19 protein-coding genes and 1 tRNA gene are annotated in these 17,743 nt (G+C 64.7%); 5 read left to right on the forward strand and 15 right to left on the reverse strand.

Features of this window, described 5'->3' with window-relative positions; all coding sequences use genetic code 11:
* Window positions 1-6: 6 nt before the first annotated feature.
* Entirely contained in the window at window positions 7-2,214 is a 2,208-nt protein-coding gene (locus tag AC5Y2L_RS25765; RefSeq protein ID WP_499937959.1) for a molybdopterin-containing oxidoreductase family protein, read from the reverse strand.
* Between the two features lie 372 nt (window positions 2,215-2,586).
* Here AC5Y2L_RS25765 and AC5Y2L_RS25770 point away from each other — a divergent pair, with 372 nt between their 5' ends.
* Window positions 2,587-3,195, forward strand: coding sequence for a GAF and ANTAR domain-containing protein (locus AC5Y2L_RS25770; protein ID WP_499937957.1), 609 nt, complete (start codon window positions 2,587-2,589; stop codon window positions 3,193-3,195).
* Window positions 3,196-3,210: 15 nt separating this feature from the next.
* Here AC5Y2L_RS25770 and AC5Y2L_RS25775 read toward each other — a convergent pair whose 3' ends face one another.
* From AC5Y2L_RS25775 to AC5Y2L_RS25830, 12 genes are all read right to left on the reverse strand, one after another.
* Window positions 3,211-3,525 carry a DUF4333 domain-containing protein gene (locus AC5Y2L_RS25775; RefSeq protein WP_499937955.1) on the reverse strand — a complete coding sequence of 105 codons (315 nt, stop codon included), beginning with the start codon at window positions 3,523-3,525 and terminating at the stop codon, window positions 3,211-3,213.
* A 289-nt stretch (window positions 3,526-3,814) separates the two neighbouring features.
* The gene (locus AC5Y2L_RS25780) at window positions 3,815-4,351 is read right to left on the reverse strand and encodes a hypothetical protein (RefSeq protein ID WP_499937953.1); all 537 of its coding nucleotides are present in this window, start codon (window positions 4,349-4,351) and stop codon (window positions 3,815-3,817) included.
* Between the two features lie 56 nt (window positions 4,352-4,407).
* Window positions 4,408-5,421, reverse strand: a complete 1,014-nt coding sequence (locus AC5Y2L_RS25785; RefSeq protein WP_499937952.1) for a Gfo/Idh/MocA family protein — start codon at window positions 5,419-5,421, stop codon at window positions 4,408-4,410.
* Window positions 5,418-6,515, reverse strand: a complete 1,098-nt coding sequence (locus tag AC5Y2L_RS25790; RefSeq protein WP_499937950.1) for a Gfo/Idh/MocA family oxidoreductase — start codon at window positions 6,513-6,515, stop codon at window positions 5,418-5,420. Before AC5Y2L_RS25790 ends, AC5Y2L_RS25785 begins: the two co-directional genes overlap by 4 nt.
* A gap of 352 nt (window positions 6,516-6,867) precedes the next feature.
* Window positions 6,868-7,152, reverse strand: a complete 285-nt coding sequence (locus AC5Y2L_RS25795) for a hypothetical protein (protein ID WP_499937949.1) — start codon at window positions 7,150-7,152, stop codon at window positions 6,868-6,870.
* Window positions 7,153-7,322: 170 nt separating this feature from the next.
* The gene (locus tag AC5Y2L_RS25800; protein WP_499937948.1) at window positions 7,323-7,676 is read right to left on the reverse strand and encodes a hypothetical protein; all 354 of its coding nucleotides are present in this window, start codon (window positions 7,674-7,676) and stop codon (window positions 7,323-7,325) included.
* Window positions 7,654-8,673 (reverse strand): type IV toxin-antitoxin system AbiEi family antitoxin, encoded by a 1,020-nt coding sequence (locus AC5Y2L_RS25805; RefSeq protein WP_499937946.1) that lies wholly within the window; start codon window positions 8,671-8,673, stop codon window positions 7,654-7,656. Before AC5Y2L_RS25805 ends, AC5Y2L_RS25800 begins: the two co-directional genes overlap by 23 nt.
* Before the next feature lie 230 nt (window positions 8,674-8,903).
* Window positions 8,904-8,976 (reverse strand) — tRNA-Ala (locus tag AC5Y2L_RS25810).
* A 35-nt stretch (window positions 8,977-9,011) separates the two neighbouring features.
* Window positions 9,012-10,013 (reverse strand): divisome protein SepX/GlpR, encoded by a 1,002-nt coding sequence (gene sepX, locus AC5Y2L_RS25815; protein WP_499937945.1) that lies wholly within the window; start codon window positions 10,011-10,013, stop codon window positions 9,012-9,014.
* 312 nt (window positions 10,014-10,325) lie between these two features.
* On the reverse strand, window positions 10,326-10,979 hold the full coding sequence (locus AC5Y2L_RS25820; protein WP_499937944.1) for a GNAT family N-acetyltransferase: 654 nt from the start codon (window positions 10,977-10,979) through the stop codon (window positions 10,326-10,328).
* A 22-nt stretch (window positions 10,980-11,001) separates the two neighbouring features.
* On the reverse strand, window positions 11,002-12,294 hold the full coding sequence (glp, locus tag AC5Y2L_RS25825) for a molybdotransferase-like divisome protein Glp (protein WP_499937942.1): 1,293 nt from the start codon (window positions 12,292-12,294) through the stop codon (window positions 11,002-11,004).
* A 64-nt stretch (window positions 12,295-12,358) separates the two neighbouring features.
* Window positions 12,359-13,279 (reverse strand): UTP--glucose-1-phosphate uridylyltransferase, encoded by a 921-nt coding sequence (locus tag AC5Y2L_RS25830; protein WP_499937941.1) that lies wholly within the window; start codon window positions 13,277-13,279, stop codon window positions 12,359-12,361.
* Between the two features lie 77 nt (window positions 13,280-13,356).
* Between AC5Y2L_RS25830 and AC5Y2L_RS25835 the strand changes: the two genes are divergently transcribed.
* From AC5Y2L_RS25835 to mscL, 4 genes are all read left to right on the forward strand, one after another.
* Complete coding sequence (locus tag AC5Y2L_RS25835; RefSeq protein ID WP_499937940.1) at window positions 13,357-13,947, forward strand: 5-formyltetrahydrofolate cyclo-ligase; 591 nt, start codon at window positions 13,357-13,359, stop codon at window positions 13,945-13,947.
* A 73-nt stretch (window positions 13,948-14,020) separates the two neighbouring features.
* A complete protein-coding gene (locus tag AC5Y2L_RS25840; RefSeq protein ID WP_499937938.1) occupies window positions 14,021-14,338 on the forward strand; it encodes an FmdB family zinc ribbon protein in 318 nt (105 codons plus the stop codon).
* A 67-nt stretch (window positions 14,339-14,405) separates the two neighbouring features.
* Complete coding sequence (locus AC5Y2L_RS25845; RefSeq protein ID WP_499937937.1) at window positions 14,406-15,074, forward strand: SAF domain-containing protein; 669 nt, start codon at window positions 14,406-14,408, stop codon at window positions 15,072-15,074.
* 64 nt (window positions 15,075-15,138) lie between these two features.
* On the forward strand, window positions 15,139-15,597 hold the full coding sequence (mscL, locus tag AC5Y2L_RS25850) for a large-conductance mechanosensitive channel protein MscL (protein WP_499937935.1): 459 nt from the start codon (window positions 15,139-15,141) through the stop codon (window positions 15,595-15,597).
* A gap of 19 nt (window positions 15,598-15,616) precedes the next feature.
* Here mscL and AC5Y2L_RS25855 read toward each other — a convergent pair whose 3' ends face one another.
* The gene (locus AC5Y2L_RS25855) at window positions 15,617-16,162 is read right to left on the reverse strand and encodes a MogA/MoaB family molybdenum cofactor biosynthesis protein (RefSeq protein ID WP_499937933.1); all 546 of its coding nucleotides are present in this window, start codon (window positions 16,160-16,162) and stop codon (window positions 15,617-15,619) included.
* Window positions 16,162-17,676, reverse strand: a complete 1,515-nt coding sequence (locus AC5Y2L_RS25860; protein WP_499937932.1) for a S1C family serine protease — start codon at window positions 17,674-17,676, stop codon at window positions 16,162-16,164. The genes AC5Y2L_RS25855 and AC5Y2L_RS25860 overlap by 1 nt, the downstream gene beginning before the upstream one ends.
* Window positions 17,677-17,743 lie beyond the last annotated feature (67 nt).

Raw genomic sequence — 17,743 nt, forward strand, 5'->3', positions numbered from 1 at the left:
CGCTGGCTAAGCCGTCGGGTCCGGAGCACCGACAGATTCGACCCGCACCGGCACACCGGTGAGCCATGCCATCCCCGACAGTGACTCGACGTCCTGCAGCGCGCTGGACGTCAGCCGGTTGACGTTGGCACCGCCGGCCTGGTTGGCCAATTGCCAAGTGCCGCTGCCCTTGTGACCCCAGCCGTGCGGGACGGCGATCACCCCGGGGACGAGGTCTTTGGTGGTCCTGACCACGATGGTGATTTCCCCGAACGGGGAGCACACCCGCACCACGTCGCCGTCGGCGACGTGCATGTCGGCTGCGTCGTCGACGTGGATCAGGGCGCGATGTTCACGCATCGACGACGGGCGCATCAACAACGGGGAGTTGTGCATCCACGAGTTCTCTGAGCGCGGCTCGCGCATGCCGATCATCCGCAGCGGGTAACCTTCGGGGGCCGCGCTTCGTGACAGCTTGTCGACCTCGGCGGCAATGTCCTTATGTGCCAACCTGATCCGCCGCCGCCGATACGCCACCGCGTCGCGCAGCACACCGGTGCGGATGTGTGGTGCGACGACGATTCCGTGTGGATGCTGCTCGGTCAGCCGGCGCAACGTCAATCCGCCGCGGCGCAGGCCGAAGAGATCACCGCCTTGCGACATCCGGATCAAGCCGTCGATCAAGATCCGCGGAGACAACTCGACCCCGAACAGGCCCAACATCTTTCGCAGAGCTGCCAGTGCAGCGAACGCTGGGACGGTGCGGGACAGGCGAGCGGCGATGTTTTCGACGATGTCCCATTCCGGACGTGCCTGGCCCGCCGGCGCCACCACGGCTTTGGTGGCCTGGCGAAATGGTGTGGCCTGGAAGGGTTGAAACACGAATGGAAAGTCGTCGCGTTCGTACATGGTTGTGACGGGCAGGATGTAGTCGCAGTGCGCGGCGGTCTCGGTGACGTAGAAGTCGAGAGCCACCGCGAGTTCCAGTGTCTCCAGCGCCTTTTCGAGCTCGTCGCCGTTGGGAACCGACAGGACGGGATTACCCGCCGAGACGAACAGCGCCCTGATCTGGCGGTGGCCCGGTGTGGTGATCTCTTTCGCCATCAGGGCGGCCGGCTCGGAGCCGATGGCATTGGGGATTGCACCGATGCGTGAGCGCTTTCGATAGGAGCGCCGCAACGCAACACCCATCAGGGTTTTTAGCCATCGCTCGCCCACCGTCTCCATCGAGCCGAAGACCGAGCCGCCCGGGGTGTCGAGATTTCCGGCAACCAGGTTGACCGCGTCGATCAGATAGTTGGTAAGGGTGCCGTATCGACCCACGCAGGTGCCCACCCGGCCATAGACGGCCGCGCGCGACGTGCCCGCCAACTCGTGCGCAAGCGACCGCACGCTGCCCGCGTCGATGCCGGTGTGCGCGGAAGTCACTTCCGGGGTGAAGCGGTGACACAAAGCCTGCAGCCATTCGATGCCGTCGGCTTGCCGACTCACGCGCGCGTAGTCGACGAGGTCGTCGGCGAACATCACGTGCAACAGGGAGAGCAGCAGGAAGGAATCGGTGTCGGGGATGATGCCCAGCCATTCGAACGCTGCGGCGGTTTCGGTTCGGCGCGGGTCGACGACCACGACGCGGCCACCGCGCTTGACGATGTCATGCAGGCGGTCCTTGATCCGCGGGGCGGTCAGGAAACTGCCATGCGACACAACGGGATTCGCACCCATCAGGACCAGTAGTTCGGTGCGGGTCAAGTCGGGAATCGGTACCGACGTCGGCACGCCGTAGAGCAGTTGGCTTGCGATGAGCCTGCTGTTGGTGTCCTGCGAGGAAGCGGTGAAGTAGTGCGCGCCGCGGCCAATGCCTTTGATGAACATCAGCGCGGCCAAGGTGTGCGCGTAGCTGAATGCGCCGGGGTTGCCCATATACCAGCCGACGGCTCCCGCACCGCCTGACCGGAGGATGCCGGTGAGCCGGGCTGCTATCTCGGACAGTGCCTCGTCCCATGTCACCGGTTCGAACCCGGCCGAGGTTCGGCGCAGCGGGATGGTGACGCGGTCAGGGTCGTTGTGCACTTCGGTGAACGCGATGCCCTTCTGACAGGCGAAACCGGAGGACAACGGATGTTCTTTGTCTGGGCGGAGGGAGACCAGTCGTCCGTCTTCGACCGAGGCGATCATGCCGCATAGCGGTTCACAAATCCGGCAGAACGTGGGCTTGTGCTCCGGCGCGGCTGTCACCTGCCACACGATACGGTAACTTTTACAGTTTCTCTTTCGGAAATTAGCTGGGCAAGGGATGCTCGTCGCCAAAGCGCTTCGGAATTGCGCCGCTCTGTGGCCGAGTCAGCTAACTTGTGCCGACAGCGTGCGATGACGCGTCGTCGCGACCTTTCTCGCGGCCGAATAGCGATTTTCACGATCACTTCTAAAAACTTCGTCTTATGGACAGATGGAGCGCCAGGGGCGGAGTAGGGTTAGTGCTTCTGGGACAGATGGGAGGGGTGTGCCCTGCAAATAAGTCCCAATGGCGACATTTATCAACGCATCGCGGACCTGGCTCGCAACCTCCACAACAGCCCGCAAGATTCGGCCGACCTGGTACTGGCGCGCATGGTCGAATATGCGGTCAGCGAGATTCCCGGCGCGAAGTACGCCGGCGTCACCCTCGCGAGATCTCCCAGCCAACTGGAGACTCCGGCAACGACTCACCCGTTTCCCGCCATTTTGGATGTAATACAGCAACGTTATGGACAAGGCCCCTGCCTGAGCGCGGCCTGGCAGCAACACACGGTCCGTATCGATGATCTTGCCGATGACCACCGCTGGCCGTCGTATCGGCGCGACGCGCTCGAGGCAACACCGATCAGGTCGATTCTGTGTTTCCGCCTCTTCACCTCAGACGAGATGGTTGGCGCATTGAATCTTTACGCGGACGAGCCGCATGCCTTCGATGAGGAGTCCGAGGAAATCGGATACGTCTTCGCGACGCACGCGGCCCTGGCCTGGGACACGGTACGCCGCGAAGAGCAGTTCCGCAGCGCGCTGGCGAGCAGAGACGTCATCGGGCAGGCCAAGGGAATTCTGATGGCGCGCTTCGGGATTGACGCGGTCCAGGCGTTCGAGCTGTTGAAGCGGGTGTCCCAGGACAGCAACACCAGACTGGTGGAAGTCGCCCGCAAGTTGACGACAATGAAAAACTTCGACGAATTGATTAGGTGACCAGAGTCGGCTCGGTTAGCTCCGGAACGTGCGCCACTCACCGAAGGTCACATCTTCACCGTTCACCTGGGTGATCTTCATGTGCGCCGTATAGGGACCCTCGGGACCAGTGAAATGACAATCGAATTCGTTGCCCACCTTGGCTTCTACGCCTGAGGGACACTTCACGTCGGCCGGCGTGAAGCCGGTCTGCTGCGATAGATGATCGGTAATCCACTTCGCCGCCATGTCGGGTTTGATCACCGTCTTTTGTCCGCAGCCCGCAAGCTGCAGAGCCGCCATACCGACAAGTAGTGCTGCGGCCAGGCGGGCTCGTGAAGTTTGCGTCATGCCACGAGATTTTGCGCTTGGCCCGTCGATTGCGTCAAGGATCCCGAAACAAGGGCCATGCGAATTCAGCGGACAAGAATGCGTCACGGCCGCCCGCCAGCAGCCGCGCCGGTACCGTTGTCACAGCGATTTCGCTTGGAGGCCAGTGCTTTTCGCTGCGCCGTGAAAGGCGAATCGGTGGTGCGGCCAATTTCGCCGGCTTTCAAGTATGGCGTACGGTTTAGCGGCGGCTTAATACGGTTCAATTGGCCATGCTCGCCGGCGGGTCCGACGGAAGAATGTTGACCCGTCAGAGCCATCCGGTGCGAGCGGCGGCAACCGGCTCCGCGGGGGCAGGTGCCAAGGTTCCGTCGCGCACGCCGTCGAGCATCCGTTTCACCACCGCGACAATCTCCGGGGCGGTCGCGGCGAGTCCAGCCTTATCGGCCTCGCTGACCTCGTCGGGCTCGACACCGGACCGAGCCAGCACGGCGGCCGGATCGGCCAGCTGATCGGCGAGCCAGGACAGCGGGTCGGCTGACAGCTCGTCGACGAAGTGCCGACGTCCGGGCTCCCAACCATCAAAGCGGGGATGGTGATGGGCCCGGTCCAGCGTCCCGGGCGGGCTCTCGGTCGACCCGAAAAGGTCCACCCGCCATACCGGGCGGCCGAATGCGATCGGGATGCCGGCGTAGATCGACCCCTGTGGCGCGGCGCGGTCGACGAGGCGAAGTTCCAGTCTTACTCCGCGTTCCGGCGTTTCCTGGCCGGCCAGCGGAGCCGGGTCGACGAAATACATGTCGCCAACGACCACACCCAGGGTTTCGAATCCGAACGCTGCGAGCATCGTGCGCCTTCCTTCCGTGTATCACGCGGGTACGCGGCAGACCAGGCCATTTCTGGCTATGCGGAGCCAGGCTGCGTACTGTCCATCTTTTGTTTTACCGATTGCGCGCGGTCGCTGGTCAGCGCGGCCAACGCCGCGTCGATGACCGTGTTGGTCGCATACCCGTCGTAGGCGCCCGCTCCGGTGCTTGATCCTGCGGCCACGGCGCTTAACCACGCGGCGTCCTGGCACCGATAAGCCTGGCGGAAACGCTCCATCCACGCGCCTGGCTGCAGTTGCGCCATGTCATTTTCTCCATCGTCCGAAACGCGGTCGGTCCGGGCAGGTGAGGCGAGCCTCATTGCACCGCGACTGCCTAAGAGATCGCAACTGATTTCGTAGTTCAGTCCTGGGCCGCGAGCGAGTTCGACCACACCGAGTACCCCCGATTGCGAGGTCAGCGTCAGCACCACGGTCACCGTGCAGCCGTCCTCACTGGTTTTGGTGATGGCCGAAACCTCCCTGACGTCTTCGCCGCAGAGCCAGCGGAAGACGTCAATGTCGTGTGAAGCAGAGCTGGTTATGAGTTCGTGCTCGTCAAACTGGATGACAGCCAACGGGTTGTGGTGGCGCTGACCGATCAGCACCGGCTCACCGACGTTGCCGCGATGTATTGCTTGGTGGAGGCGCTGGTACGAGGCGTCGAACCGGCGCATGAAGCCCACCTGCACCAGTCGGCGGCCAGCCTCGGCGTCGACCAACTGCAAGGACTGTTCGGCCGATGTGGTGAGCGGCTTTTCACACAGCACGAACAGGCCGCGGGCGATGCACGCGCGCACGATTTCGAAGTGGGTCTCGTCAGCGGTTGCTACCACGACGGCGTCGATGTCGGCGTTGTTGACACAGTCCAGCGGGTTGTGGAAAACCTCAGCGTTCGGCAGCCGAGCAGCGGCGCGTTCGGCGAACGGGACATGACTGTCTGCCAGAGCACTGATCTGACCCAGCGAGTCCAGACTGGCGAAGATCTCCAGGTGCTCCATGCCCATCTTGCCCAGCCCTATCAGGGCCAGCCGCACCGGCGAGGCGCTCACTCCCGGCCGCCTGACGTCCGGCAATGTGCGGGGTCGACTTCGGTCCAGGTGCCGCCGGAGACCGAGGCGACCACTGCGGCGTGAATCATCGCGGCGCGCAAGCCATCCGCGAATGTGGGCAGCCCGTCAGGGGCAGCGCCGGTGCGGACAGCCTCATAGACGTCGGCGACAAAGAGGTTGAAGCAGTCCTGGTAGCCCTGCGGATGGCCCGGTGGCAGTAGGGAATATCGCGCACTGCGCGGATCAAGCGCTTTCTCGTCGCGCATTATCACCGAGTTCGCCGGTAATCCGCCGACGATCAGCTCATCGGGATGCTCCTGATCGAATTGCATCGCGAGGTCAACACCGTCGAAAGAAAAGGACAACTGGTTCTTTCGGCCCGGGGATGCCTGACTCACGACCACGCTGCCAAGCGCGCCACGATCGGTGCGGAAGACGACCACGGCACCGTCGTCTTGCCGGATGCCTTTCCGCGGCGCGGCGCCCTCAACAGCGAACAAAGCCTTGATGCGATGGCCGGTGACGAACTCCATCAGATCGCACCAGTGTGAGCCGATATCGGCGAAGGTCATCGAAACACCGGACTGCGCTGGGTCAGACCGCCACCCAGTCAAATCGGCGTTGGCCATATGGTCTTGCAGATATCCACCATGCATCAGCCACACCGCCGACTCGCCGATCCGGCAACGGGCTTCACGCACCATCGGGTAAAAGCGGTAAATGAATGGCACTGCTGCCACAGTCCCGGCTTTCTCGGCGGCTGCGACCAAGGCGGCCGCATCGGAAACGGTTGTCGCTAAAGGCTTTTCGCAGATGACATGCTTTCCCGCAGCCAGCGCGGCGGTGGCCAGTTGCACGTGCACATTGTTGGGCGTGCAGATGTGCACCACATCGACGTCGTCAGCGGCAATGATTTCTTCCGCAGTGGATGCGCGCGCCGCCCCTAGCCGTCGTGCGGAGCGCTCGCTGCTGTGCGGTGTGCTGCCGCAGACCGCGACGAGCTGTCCACCCGCTCGACGCACCGCGTGAGCATGCACAGACCCCACCATGCCGACGCCGAGGATCGCGCTGCGTAGCGAGTATGGCTGGCTCACCGATGAGCTCTTCCGTGTGAGGTGGGCTGCCGGAAATCGTAGCTGGACAGCTGGCTAAGCCCGGCGCCGCGTCGACTTGGACGCGGTTGGCGACCGGGCTTGACACCGCGGCTAACCGTGGCTGCATTAAGAATCTTGCCTTTTCTAGCCTGTTGACGAAGCTGCTGCGGACGGCTGGAAGGCACTCGGAGGATATTTCCGCTGCTGGCAGCGTCCGGCGCGCAAGCCATGTTTGATCGCGTGCCGCGACATCCGTTCGCGACGTCGGATCAGTTGGCTGATCTTCGCCGTCAGAGCGTTCATTGGTGTCGCCAGTTCATTAACGCTGAACGATCGGATTTGTCGACCCCAGCTAATCAGCCAACTGTCCGAACAGCGCATCGACGACGACGCGCCGGTCCCGGTCCGCGGTGGGCCAGCCGGCCACCCCTACAGCGAAGTAGTGCGCAAGCAGATCAGCATCCGCACCGCCAAGACGGTTCGCTAGGACCGCACGCTCCTCTGGGCTCAGGCCGTTCCACATGTCTCTTCCCAACAGCGCGGCAGCGGCCATGCGGAGATCGAAGTGATGGAGGTCGAGTGCCCACACGTTATCTTCGGCATAGACGCGGTCGACATCCTCGGTATACCAATACACGGCAAGTGCTAGGTCAGGCGCATCCTTATATTCGTTCCTAGCGCAACGATCAAGCCATGCGTGCGACTTCAATGTCGCGTACCCCTCCGGTCGGGGAATGCGGATTTGTACCGTGTCAGACAATGGGAGTACGTCTGCTCGCTCATATACGTCGTTGAAGCCATGTACATTCAGAGCCTGCTTTCCTGGCGGCTGACTTGAAATTCCCGGCGGCGCTTCAATATCCCAAATGGAACGACATCCGTGGGGATGCCCGCGATCATGAACCGATGCCCTGTGTGGCCTGTCGAGGGAAATCGCTCCTGAACTTTGGCGAACTGGCCCCAGTCTTGAAACGCGATCGCGACGTCTGTGTCATTAGTACTGCGCGCATGAGCGCCGCACCCAAAAGCCCAGCTCAGCAGGTCGCGACAGCGGGCTCCCACCAGCATTATCTGTTCGGCAGGGACGATTTCCGAGAGTTCCGCGACGACTGGTTCGACCTCGGTGAGGAACCCTAGGTCACAGGTTGACCAGTCGTTCATCGTTCTTCCTCATCTCGCCGGCTATTTCTATCTGGCGCGATTCATTCGAGGCCAGCAAATCGGCGTATACCAGAGCAGGCGGCGCGGTACCAATTTTGCTGAGGGAATCAAGATTGCGCCAGAACAGCTCGCGGATAATGATGTTGCCATGTGGGTCGCTGTGCCAGCGACTCGTCAGCATCAAATCGCGCAGAGGCTGTTTCTCTCCATGACTGTCGATGTACAGGACTAGCGATTCTGGATTTCTTATTGACCCCGGTACAGCCTGCTCACCGCTGATCGCGACGTTAAGGCCTCCTGGAGCAGACCAACGGTTGACGTCGCCGCGCACGACAGCAAGTCTGTTAGCTCTGCCAAGACCGGCTGGATAAGCGGATGCCCACAGATCAAGCAGTGCACCTCTCCGGATGAGGCGCCGGCGGGAGCCGAGTTGCTCGACATATCCGATCAACTCCAGCGCGTCCATTGTGTCCTTGGCCATACCTAGAGACACTCCCGATGTCTCGGCGATCTCCCGCAACGGCGCGTCTGCAAGCGCAGGCTTACTCAATAGCACTGAGACGACCTGAGCTCGCTTAGGCGTGAATGGATTTGCAGGACCCGACTTGCGATGCTGACGAGGACCCATTGATTTAGGCTCTCGTCGCCCCCGAACATCGATTAGTAGCTCGTGCCCATGAAGGTAGGCATTTCCTGCCTCGTCGACGTACCAGATCCCTCTAGTTCGCATCGTGTCCGCGCTCGACGCATGGATACGAGGGCCGACGACTAGCAAAGGAACATCCAGCGGAACCAAGTTTGCCGCCTTGAGTGCGGCGAACGCCGACATCTCTGGCATGTACAGAGCAGCCACCTCGATGATCCGACCGTCAACGTCCAGCGCCATCGGCACTGGGTTAGACCAGGTCAATTGCGACAGATCCCCGCGCGGTCGAATTTTATACTCGGCGAGGCGGCGCTCGACCGACTGAGCAATCGAGTCAGGAATAGCATCCACGCGTTCATTCTACCGGCATGTTCAATAAAACTGAACATACGGGAATTTTGAACGCATGCACCCTATCGACGGAAGTGTCGAACGGCGTCATCACACTGCTTACCGCGGGGCGCAGGATCTGGACGACGCTTCCAACCGCCTGGACGCGGCAAGTCAGCTACTGCGGATGCTCTGCGGAACGGCGGAATTTCCCTAGCGGGCTTCATCGGCCCTGACCTGCCCGAACTGTGTGGAGCTAAGGGGATTCGAACCCCTGACCTACTCGATGCGAACGAGTCGCGCTACCAACTGCGCCATAGCCCCTGATCGCTAGCAGGCTACCAGTTCCGCGGCGGGCGCTACTGGCCGACGGCCCTCGGCAGGTCCCTGGGCCAGCCGAAGTTGCGCATCGACACGGTGTCGTCGAGATGCTCGAAGATCGGGTCCTCGTCGTCGATCTCGAGGACCACTGCACCCGGGCGCCGCAGTCGCGAAGGCACGTCGAATTCGCGGTCGTAGGCGTTCTCCACCCCGAGCCGCGCACGTGCCAACCGCAGGGCACGGCGACGACGGATCTTCTCTTCGATGCGGGTCTGGCGGCGCAGATAACCCAGGTAGAGAACGGTGATGACAGTGGCGCTGCCACAGGCCCACCAGGCCGTCGGCGTCACTTCGAATGCCGCAATGGCAGAGCCGACCAATACGACAGCCATCGCCACCAGCATGCGTTTGCGGAACGCATACTTGCGGGCGCTGACGGCCGCGGCGGTCTTCGTGTCAAGGCGGCGGCGCCGGGAAACGGCAGGCGCGACGGGCGGCGCCGAATCCTCGTCCTCCTCGGGCTCCAAACCCGATGAGTCCTCGACGTATTCGTATTCGTCGGCGTCTTGCTCAGTCTCGGCTTCGGGCTCGGTCCCCTCGCCATCGACCGCATCGTCAGCCGCAGCCGACTCGGCCACCACGGTGCCCGCCGGCAGCGCCGCTGAGTCTTCGACCACGTCGACGTCCAGGTAGTCGGGCTCGCTGTTCTCGACGGCCGCGTGTTTCATGACGACCGGCCGCGAATCGGCCTGCTGTTCGTCCTCGTCTTGCTCCTGGTCCGCATCGGCGTACGCCCCGTCTACGGGCTCGTCTTCCCACTCGACGTCGGGCTTCCAGTCCGGGTCGCTGCGATGGCCGGCGGCCGGACCGCTGCGCTTGAGCAGCCGGGAAGCAGCGCCCCCGTTGAGCACTCGGGTCGCCAACGCGACATCGCTGGTGCGCCGCACTGCGTCACGTTTGCTGATCAACATCGGAACCAGCACGAACAGCCAAAGCACCACCAGTGAAATCCACAACAACGATTGCGGGATGCTCGGCATGATGACTGCTCCTTTCGCGGCGATTCCCGGCCAGATCCGTCGATGGCCTGTGCCGCACACGGCAAACGTCCAGGACAATTACACACCTGTAATTTGCCCATTACAAGCACCAAGAGTCACTCGTGTCACGTCAGCAACACGCCGCCGGCTACCCCGATCAGGCCACATTTGTCCCAACAGTTACGTGAAGGGTCGTGTGTGTCGCCTCAGCGATGTGCTAGCGCCGGCGATATCACTTTCTGGAACGACTGGGTCCCACCCGCGCCGGTACTGAAGTGGCAGCTGTGACTACGAGGGCCAAGCGTCAACGTTTCACGCCCAGCTGGCATGACCGGCGCGAACCAGGCTCGACGTCACCGATCCGTACACCTCTTCGACGGTGATGGCCAGCAGCAAATGGTCCCGCCAGGCTCGGTCCACCTCCAGATAGCGGCGCAGCAGACCCTCTTCGCGAAACCCGACCTTTGCCAGCACGGCCCGACTGGCCGCATTCTCCGGACGCACGGTGGCCTCGACGCGATGCAGCATCACCGGCCCGAAGCAGTGGTCGAGACCCAGCGCCAGCGCGCCTGTCGCCACCCCGCCGCCGGTCGCCGATTTCGTTACCCAGTAGCCGATCCACGCCGACCGCAACGCCCCGTGGACGACGTTTCCGATAGTCAACTGGCCGCAGAACTGACCGTCCAGCTCGATCACATACGGCAACATGCGACCCTTGTTGGCCTCCGAGCGCAAGCTCGAACACACCGCGGGCCAAGCACTCAGCGCGTGCCGGACAGCCCAATCGCCCTCGGTGCTGGGCTCCCACGGCTCCAGGTGCGCCCGGTCGGCCAACCGGGTGCGGCTCCACTTCACGCCGTCGCGCATCCGTACCGGGCGCAACCGGATCACGCCGGCCGTGACCCGCAGCGGTCCTACCGGCTGGGGCCAGCCCGGATGCCGAGACGTATCACGAAAGAGGTTCACCGGAGTATGCCGTAAGTCCAGCTCAACCGCGCTGAGCAAGAAATGCGACATCGACGATTTCGCCGGTTCGGATTTGCTCCGCTCCGGTGGGGACCACTACCAGGCAATTCGCTTCGGCGAGGGTGGCCAGCAAATGCGATGACGCTCCCGGAGCCCCGCCCAGCGCCTGAACCAGGTATTCGCCGGTGTCCTGATCCCGCATCAGCTGACCGCGCAGATAGCCTTTGCGACCGGCCACCGAGGTGATCGGCGACAGAGTGCGGGCCTGCACAATCCGGCGCATCGGCTGCCGCTTGCCCAGCGACAGCCGGATCAGCGGCCGCACCATCACCTCGAAGACCACCAGGGCGCTCACCGGATTGGCCGGCAGCAGAAAAGTCGGCACACCCTCACGCCCCAGCTGCCCAAAGCCCTGCACCGATCCGGGGTGCATGGCGACGCGGGCCACCTCCATCTCGCCGAGCTCGGAGAGCACCGCCCGCACCGCCTCGGCGGCCGCTCCCCCGACGGCCCCAGCGATCACCACGATCTCGGCGCGATTGAGCTGGCCCTCGACGATTTCTCCGAGCTCCTTGGGTTTGTTGCTGACGATGCCGACGCGATTCACCTCCGCGCCGGCATCCCGGCCGGCTGCGGCCAACGCGTGTGAGTTGACGTCGTACACCTGCCCGTTGCCCGGGGTCCGCGAGATGTCGACCAGCTCGCCCCCGACGGCCATCACCGACAGCCGCGGGCGCGGATGCACCAGAACCCGCTCGCGGCCCACCGCGGCCAGCAGCCCCACCTGGGCCGCGCCGATGATCGTCCCGGCACGGACGGCTACGTCGCCGGGCTGGACGTCGTCTCCGGTGCGCCGCACGTATGCGCCCGACGGCGCGCCGCGCAGGATCCGAACGCGCGACATCCCGCCGTCGGTCCAGCGCAGCGGCAGCACGGCGTCGGCCAGTGTCGGCAACGGCGCGCCGGTCTGCACGCGGGCGGCCTGCCGGGGCTGCAGCCTGCTCGGGGTGCGCGAACCGGCCTCGATCGTGCCCATCACCGGCAGCGTCACCGCGTTGGACCCGTCCGCGTCGTCGGCATCGGGGTCGGCTGCGCCATCGATGCTGGAAACGCCCGACTCACCGACACCGAGCACGTCGACGCTGCGCACGGCATAGCCGTCGATCGCGGCCTGGTCGAAACCCGGCAGCGGTCGTTCGGTCACCACTTCTTCGGCGCACATCAGCCCTTGCGCTTCGGCGATCGCGACGCGGATGGGCCGCGGCGCCACCGCGGCGGCGGATATTCGGGCTTGCTGCTCTTCCACAGATCGCACAAGCGCGCCTTCCTGCCTCGAGCCGCGGCGGGCGCCACGTCGGGCGAAGGAGCCCGGTCGCCAGCTACTGCTCCGTCAGGCCCAATCGCGCCACCAACCACCGCCGCAGATCCGGGCCATAGTCGTCACGATCCAATGCAAAGTCAACCGCAGCCTTGAGGTAGCCGCCGGGATTTCCCAAGTCGTGTCGAGATCCGCGGTGCACGACCACGTGTACCGGGTGACCCTCGGCGATCAATAGCGCAATGGCATCGGTGAGCTGCACTTCTCCACCGGCACCGCGGTCGATGCGGCGCAACGCATCGAAGATCGCACGGTCGAGCACATAGCGGCCGGCCGCCGCGTACATCGAGGGAGCATCCTCGGCCTTCGGCTTCTCGACCATGCCGTTGACCTTGAGGACGTCGGGGTTATCGCCGTCGGGAACCGGCTCCACGTCGAAGACGCCGTAGGCGCTGATCTCGTCCGGCGCGACCTCGATGGCGCACAGCACCGTGCCGCCCTGCTCCGCGCGCACCTGCGACATGGTTTCCAGCACACCGGTGGGCAGCACCAGGTCGTCGGGCAGCAGCACCATGACGGCGTCCTCGTCGGCCGACAACGTGGGTTCCACGCAGCTGATGGCGTGTCCCAACCCCAGCGGCTCGGCCTGCACCACCGACTCGACCTTGATCAGCTCGGGGGCCCGACGCACCTTGGCCAGCATGGCCTTCTTGCCGCGCGCCTCGAGCGTGCCCTCCAGCACCAGGTCCTCGACGAAGTGGGCGACGACGCCGTCCTTGCCCTCGGAGGTGATGATCACCAGCCGCTCGGCACCGGCCTCGGAGGCCTCGGCCGCAACCAGCTCGATGCCGGGCGTGTCGACGACCGGCAGCAGCTCCTTGGGCACGGTTTTGGTCGCGGGCAAGAAGCGCGTACCCAACCCGGCGGCGGGGACGATCGCCGTGCGGGGAACATCGATTTGCGTGTCTGCAGGGAATGCCATCGGTTCACACCATAACCGTTATGCGCTCGTCTAACCGCGATGGCGGCACGGCACCCTCTGCTGTCATCGTTGAGGACATGGCGACCCCGAGCAAGGCGGTGTTGCGCGAACAGCTGCTGGCAGCCCGGCGGCAGGTCGCCGACGACGTTCGCGCCGCCGAGGCCAAGATGCTCAGCGAGCACCTGCAGTCAGTGGTCAGCGCGGGAAGCACGGTATGCGCGCACGTGCCGGTGGGCGCCGAGCCCGGTTCGGTCGAAATGCTCGACGTGCTGTTGCGGCGGGCGGGACGGGTCCTGCTGCCGGTGGCGCGTACCACCGCCGGAGACGTGCCGCTGCCGCTGCGGTGGGGCGAGTATCGCTCCGACGGGCTGGCGCAGGGTCGGTGGGGTTTGCTCGAGCCGCTTGAGCCGTGGCTGCCCGCGTCGGCCCTGGGCGAGGCCGAACTGGTGCTGGTGCCGGCGCTCGCCGTAGACCGATCCGGGGTGCGACTGGGCCGGGGCCGAGGCTTCTACGACCGCTCGCTGGCTGCCCGAGATCCGCAGGCACGGCTGATGGCGATCGTTCGCGACGAGGAATTGGTCGACGAGCTGCCCGCCGAACCGCACGACGTCGCCATGACCCATGCGCTCACGCCGCGGGGCGGCGTCGTTCAGTTGGGACGGGAATGAGACACGTCACCTGGCGGTTCTAGCACTTAACACGCTAGAGTGCTAACACAGTCTGACTTATCCGGAGGTTCTCGTGCCGACCTACAGCTACCAGTGCACGTCGTGCGCTGACCGCTTCGATGTTGTACAGGCCTTCACCGACGACGCCCTGACCACGTGCGAGAAGTGCTCGGGTCGGCTGCGCAAGCTGTTCAACTCCGTGGGCGTCGTGTTCAAGGGCAGTGGTTTCTATCGCACCGACAGCCGCGAGTCGGCGAAGAAGAACGGTTCGAGCAACGGATCCGCGTCCGGCGAGTCCACGGCGGCGTCAGCGTCCAGCGAGAGCAAATCGTCGACCTCGAGTGAGAAGTCGACCACCCCCGCCCCGGCCACCGCGGGCGCGTCAAGCTAACGAGTTATCCACAAGGCCGGTCATTGCCCGGCTTCCGTGACGCTGCGTCACGTCTACCTTTGCCACTGTGCCCGAAGCATCGCTGAATCCGACGCTGCTCAGCCGGATCTCGACGTCGTTGCGACCCGATTGGACTAGGAGCGTGATCGCCCGGCGAGTGGCCGCGGGCGGCCTCGTCGTGTTGGCCGGCGTGGCGGCGCTGCGCTCGAATCCGGAGGGCGAACGTTCGGACGTGGTGGTGGCGCAGCGCGACCTGCGTCCGGGAACGACGTTGACGGCCGACGACGTGCGGGTCGAAAAGCGTTTGGCGACAACGATTCCCGACGGGTCGCGCACGGACGTTGCTACCGTCGTGGGTTCGACGCTGACCGGCCCGGCACGGCGCGGCGAGGTGCTCACCGATGTCCGGCTGTTGAGCAGCCAGCTGGCTGAGTCGACGGTCGGACCTGGCGCCCGCCTCGTGCCGCTGCATCTGGCGGACAGCGCGCTGATCGACCTCGTTCGCGTCGGTGATGTCGTCGACGTGCTGGCCGCACCGGCCACCGAGGGGCAGCCAGCCACTGCTTCCGCTCCCCGCGTTTTGGCCACCGATGCCGTCGTTGTTCTGGTGTCCGCCAAGGAAAAAGGCGGGACCGCAGCGGATGACCGCGTAGTGTTGGTTGCGCTGCCGGCTCGGGTGGCGAACACGGTGGCAGGCTCGGCGTTAGGTCAAGCGGTAACCCTCACCCTGCACTGAGCACCTGCCCGCGGGTCCGCACAAAGGCCGCAGCAAACTCTGTCCAGTCCAGAAAGGTCCACCCATGTTAAAAGGGTTCAAGGAGTTTCTCTCGCGGGGCAATATCGTCGACCTGGCCGTCGCGGTGGTCATCGGTACGGCGTTCACGGCGTTAGTGAAAAGCTTCACCGACGCCATCATCGAACCGCTGATCGCACGGATTGGTGTGAAGCCGGACGCCAAGTACGGCATCTTGAGTATCGATATCGGCGGCCCGAAGCCTATCGACTTGAACGTTCTCTTGTCGGCCGGAATCTATTTCATCCTGGTGGCGGCGGTGGTCTACTTCCTCGTCGTGCTGCCGTACGACAAACTGCGCAAGAAGGGCGAGGTCGAGCAGGCCGACGACGCGCAGGTCGTGCTGCTCACCGAAATTCGCGACCTGCTGGCTCAGAACGGTCAGTTCGCATCGTCGGGCAAGCACGGTTCCTTCGAGAGAGCACCGACACCGGACCACGGGCCCCGCGCGGACGCCGAAACGTAGACCAAGCAGCCCGGCTGAGCTAGATCTCCAGGCTCGACAACTGGCCGATGATCTGCGCGGCCAGCGGGTTCAGCGTCGCCATCCCGTCGCGCACGGCGTACCGGGAACCGGCGAGGTTGACCACGAGCGTGCTGCCGGAAACACCGGCCAGACCGCGTGACAGGGCCGCGTCGGTGATTCCGGCGGACAGCCCCGAAGCCCGGATGGCTTCGGCGATGCCGAGGATCTCCCGATCCAGCAGGTCGCGGGTGGCCTCCGGGGCGACGTCGCGCGGCGTGACTCCGGTCCCGCCGACCGACACCACCAGGTCCACCCCGCCGATCACGGCGGTATTCAGCGCGTTGCGGATCTCGATCTCGTCGGCCTCGACCGCCACCACCCCGTCGACGACGAACCCCGCCTCCGTCAGCAGTTCGGTGACCAGCGGACCGCTATGGTCCTCATCGCCATGCGCGGTGCGATCGTCGACCACGACGACGAGTGCCCGGCCGACAACCAATTCCGCACCCTTTTCCATGGGGGACACCGTATATCCGAGGTCGGACAACTGCCCTTCGGCTCTCATCACTGTTCCGCCTTGCCGAGCGTGACTTGCACAGTGCGGGTGCCACCAGAGGGATCTTGATAGGTCAACGACACCTTCTCACCGGGCGCTTTAGAGCGCACGGCCGCAACCAAAGCGTCGGCGCTGTTGATCGGGCGCTGGTCGACTCGCGTGACGACCACTCCCTTCGGCACTCCGGCACCCGCGGCCGCTCCGCCCGGGACGACTTCCATGACCTTGGCGCCAGGCGTGCCCTTGTCCGTGATCACCTGAACGCCCAGGGATGCGTGCGACGCCTTGCCGGTGCTGATCAACTCGTCCGCGATGCGCTTGGCCTGATCGACCGGAATTGCGAAGCCGAGACCAATCGAGCCGCTCTGGGACTCGCCCGAGTCGGCACCCATGGTGGCGATCGCCGAATTGACACCTACCAGCTGCCCGCTCATGTTGACCAATGCACCGCCGGAGTTACCGGGGTTGATCGCGGCATCGGTCTGAATCGCGTCCAGCACCGTGTTCTGGTTCCCCGATTCACCGGTCGTCGATACCGGACGGTTCAGCGCGCTGACGATTCCGGTGGTCACCGTCCCCGCCAAGCCCAGCGGTGACCCGATCGCGACCACCGGCTGACCGACCCGCAGATCCGCCGACGAGCCCATCGCGATGGGGGTGAGGCCGCTGATACCAGAGACCCGCACGACGGCGATGTCACTGGTGGGATCGGCGCCTACCACGGTGAACGGCGCGGTACGGCCGTCAGAGAAGGTCACCGTTGTCTTCGGAGCACCACCTCCGGGCAGCGGACCGCCGGGCCCTGGCGGCGCCTTGGGGTTGGCGGCCGAGATGACGTGATTGTTGGTCATGATCAAGCCGTCGGCGGACAAGATGATGCCGGAGCCCTCCTCGGACTGCCGACCCAGGTCGGTCTCCAGCATCACGACACTGGGCACCACCTTGGCGGCAACCTGTTCGACGCTGCCGGGCGGCATGTTCGCCGCCGGAACGCTAGGCGCCGCGCCCGGCAATCCCGCCGCGTGGCCGCCCGGTGACTGCTGGCCCAGCTCCACGACCGTGGCCGCCGCACCACCGATGCCGGCCGACACCACCGCGATCGCCACCGCACCAGCGAACAAGCCTGCGCGCGAACGTCTTTGACGTACCGGCGGGCCGGGCATCGGCGGGAGCATGCCGTGAATCGGACCCTGCCCGGTGCCGCCCATCCCAGGTATCGGACCAGCCCCAGTGCCGTGAAAGCCCGGTATGGGCCCTGCGCCAGTGCCGCCTGGTATCGGCCCCGAGCCGGTGCCGCCGATCCCTGGCACCTGGCCTGCGCCCGTGCCAGCCGGTATGGTGCCCGTCCCCGTTCCGCCGAAGGTTGGACGGTACTGCTGCGACGGCTGCTGATACCGCCAGTCGAACTGCTGGTTGTAGCTGTCCTGTGATCCCTGGGCGTAGGCGGGCGGCACAGGCCCGCCAGGCCCGGCACGGTATCCCGGCTGCTGCGGCGGTGGCGAATACCTCGGGTGATTCGTCATGTCGCTAAGTCGCTCTTCCTTGCTTTTACTGTCTATTCATCGTGTCGGCCTGACTGCCAACACTAAC

The sequence above is a fragment of the Mycobacterium sp. NGS66 genome (assembly GCF_059812225.1).

Bases quoted from the DNA above. Each gene is read 5' to 3' on its own strand.
- mscL (WP_499937935.1), top strand. From the start codon at position 15,139: ATGTTAAAAGGGTTCAAGGAGTTTCTCTCGCGGGGCAATATCGTCGAC.
- AC5Y2L_RS25835 (WP_499937940.1), top strand. From the start codon at position 13,357: ATGGCGACCCCGAGCAAGGCGGTGTTGCGCGAACAGCTGCTGGCAGCC.
- AC5Y2L_RS25830 (WP_499937941.1), bottom strand. From the start codon at position 13,279: ATGGCATTCCCTGCAGACACGCAAATCGATGTTCCCCGCACGGCGATC.
- sepX (WP_499937945.1), bottom strand. From the start codon at position 10,013: ATGCCGAGCATCCCGCAATCGTTGTTGTGGATTTCACTGGTGGTGCTT.
- AC5Y2L_RS25780 (WP_499937953.1), bottom strand. From the start codon at position 4,351: ATGCTCGCAGCGTTCGGATTCGAAACCCTGGGTGTGGTCGTTGGCGAC.
- AC5Y2L_RS25860 (WP_499937932.1), bottom strand. From the start codon at position 17,676: ATGACGAATCACCCGAGGTATTCGCCACCGCCGCAGCAGCCGGGATAC.
- AC5Y2L_RS25775 (WP_499937955.1), bottom strand. From the start codon at position 3,525: ATGACGCAAACTTCACGAGCCCGCCTGGCCGCAGCACTACTTGTCGGT.
- AC5Y2L_RS25770 (WP_499937957.1), top strand. From the start codon at position 2,587: ATGGTCGAATATGCGGTCAGCGAGATTCCCGGCGCGAAGTACGCCGGC.
- AC5Y2L_RS25855 (WP_499937933.1), bottom strand. From the start codon at position 16,162: ATGAGAGCCGAAGGGCAGTTGTCCGACCTCGGATATACGGTGTCCCCC.
- AC5Y2L_RS25800 (WP_499937948.1), bottom strand. From the start codon at position 7,676: ATGAACGACTGGTCAACCTGTGACCTAGGGTTCCTCACCGAGGTCGAA.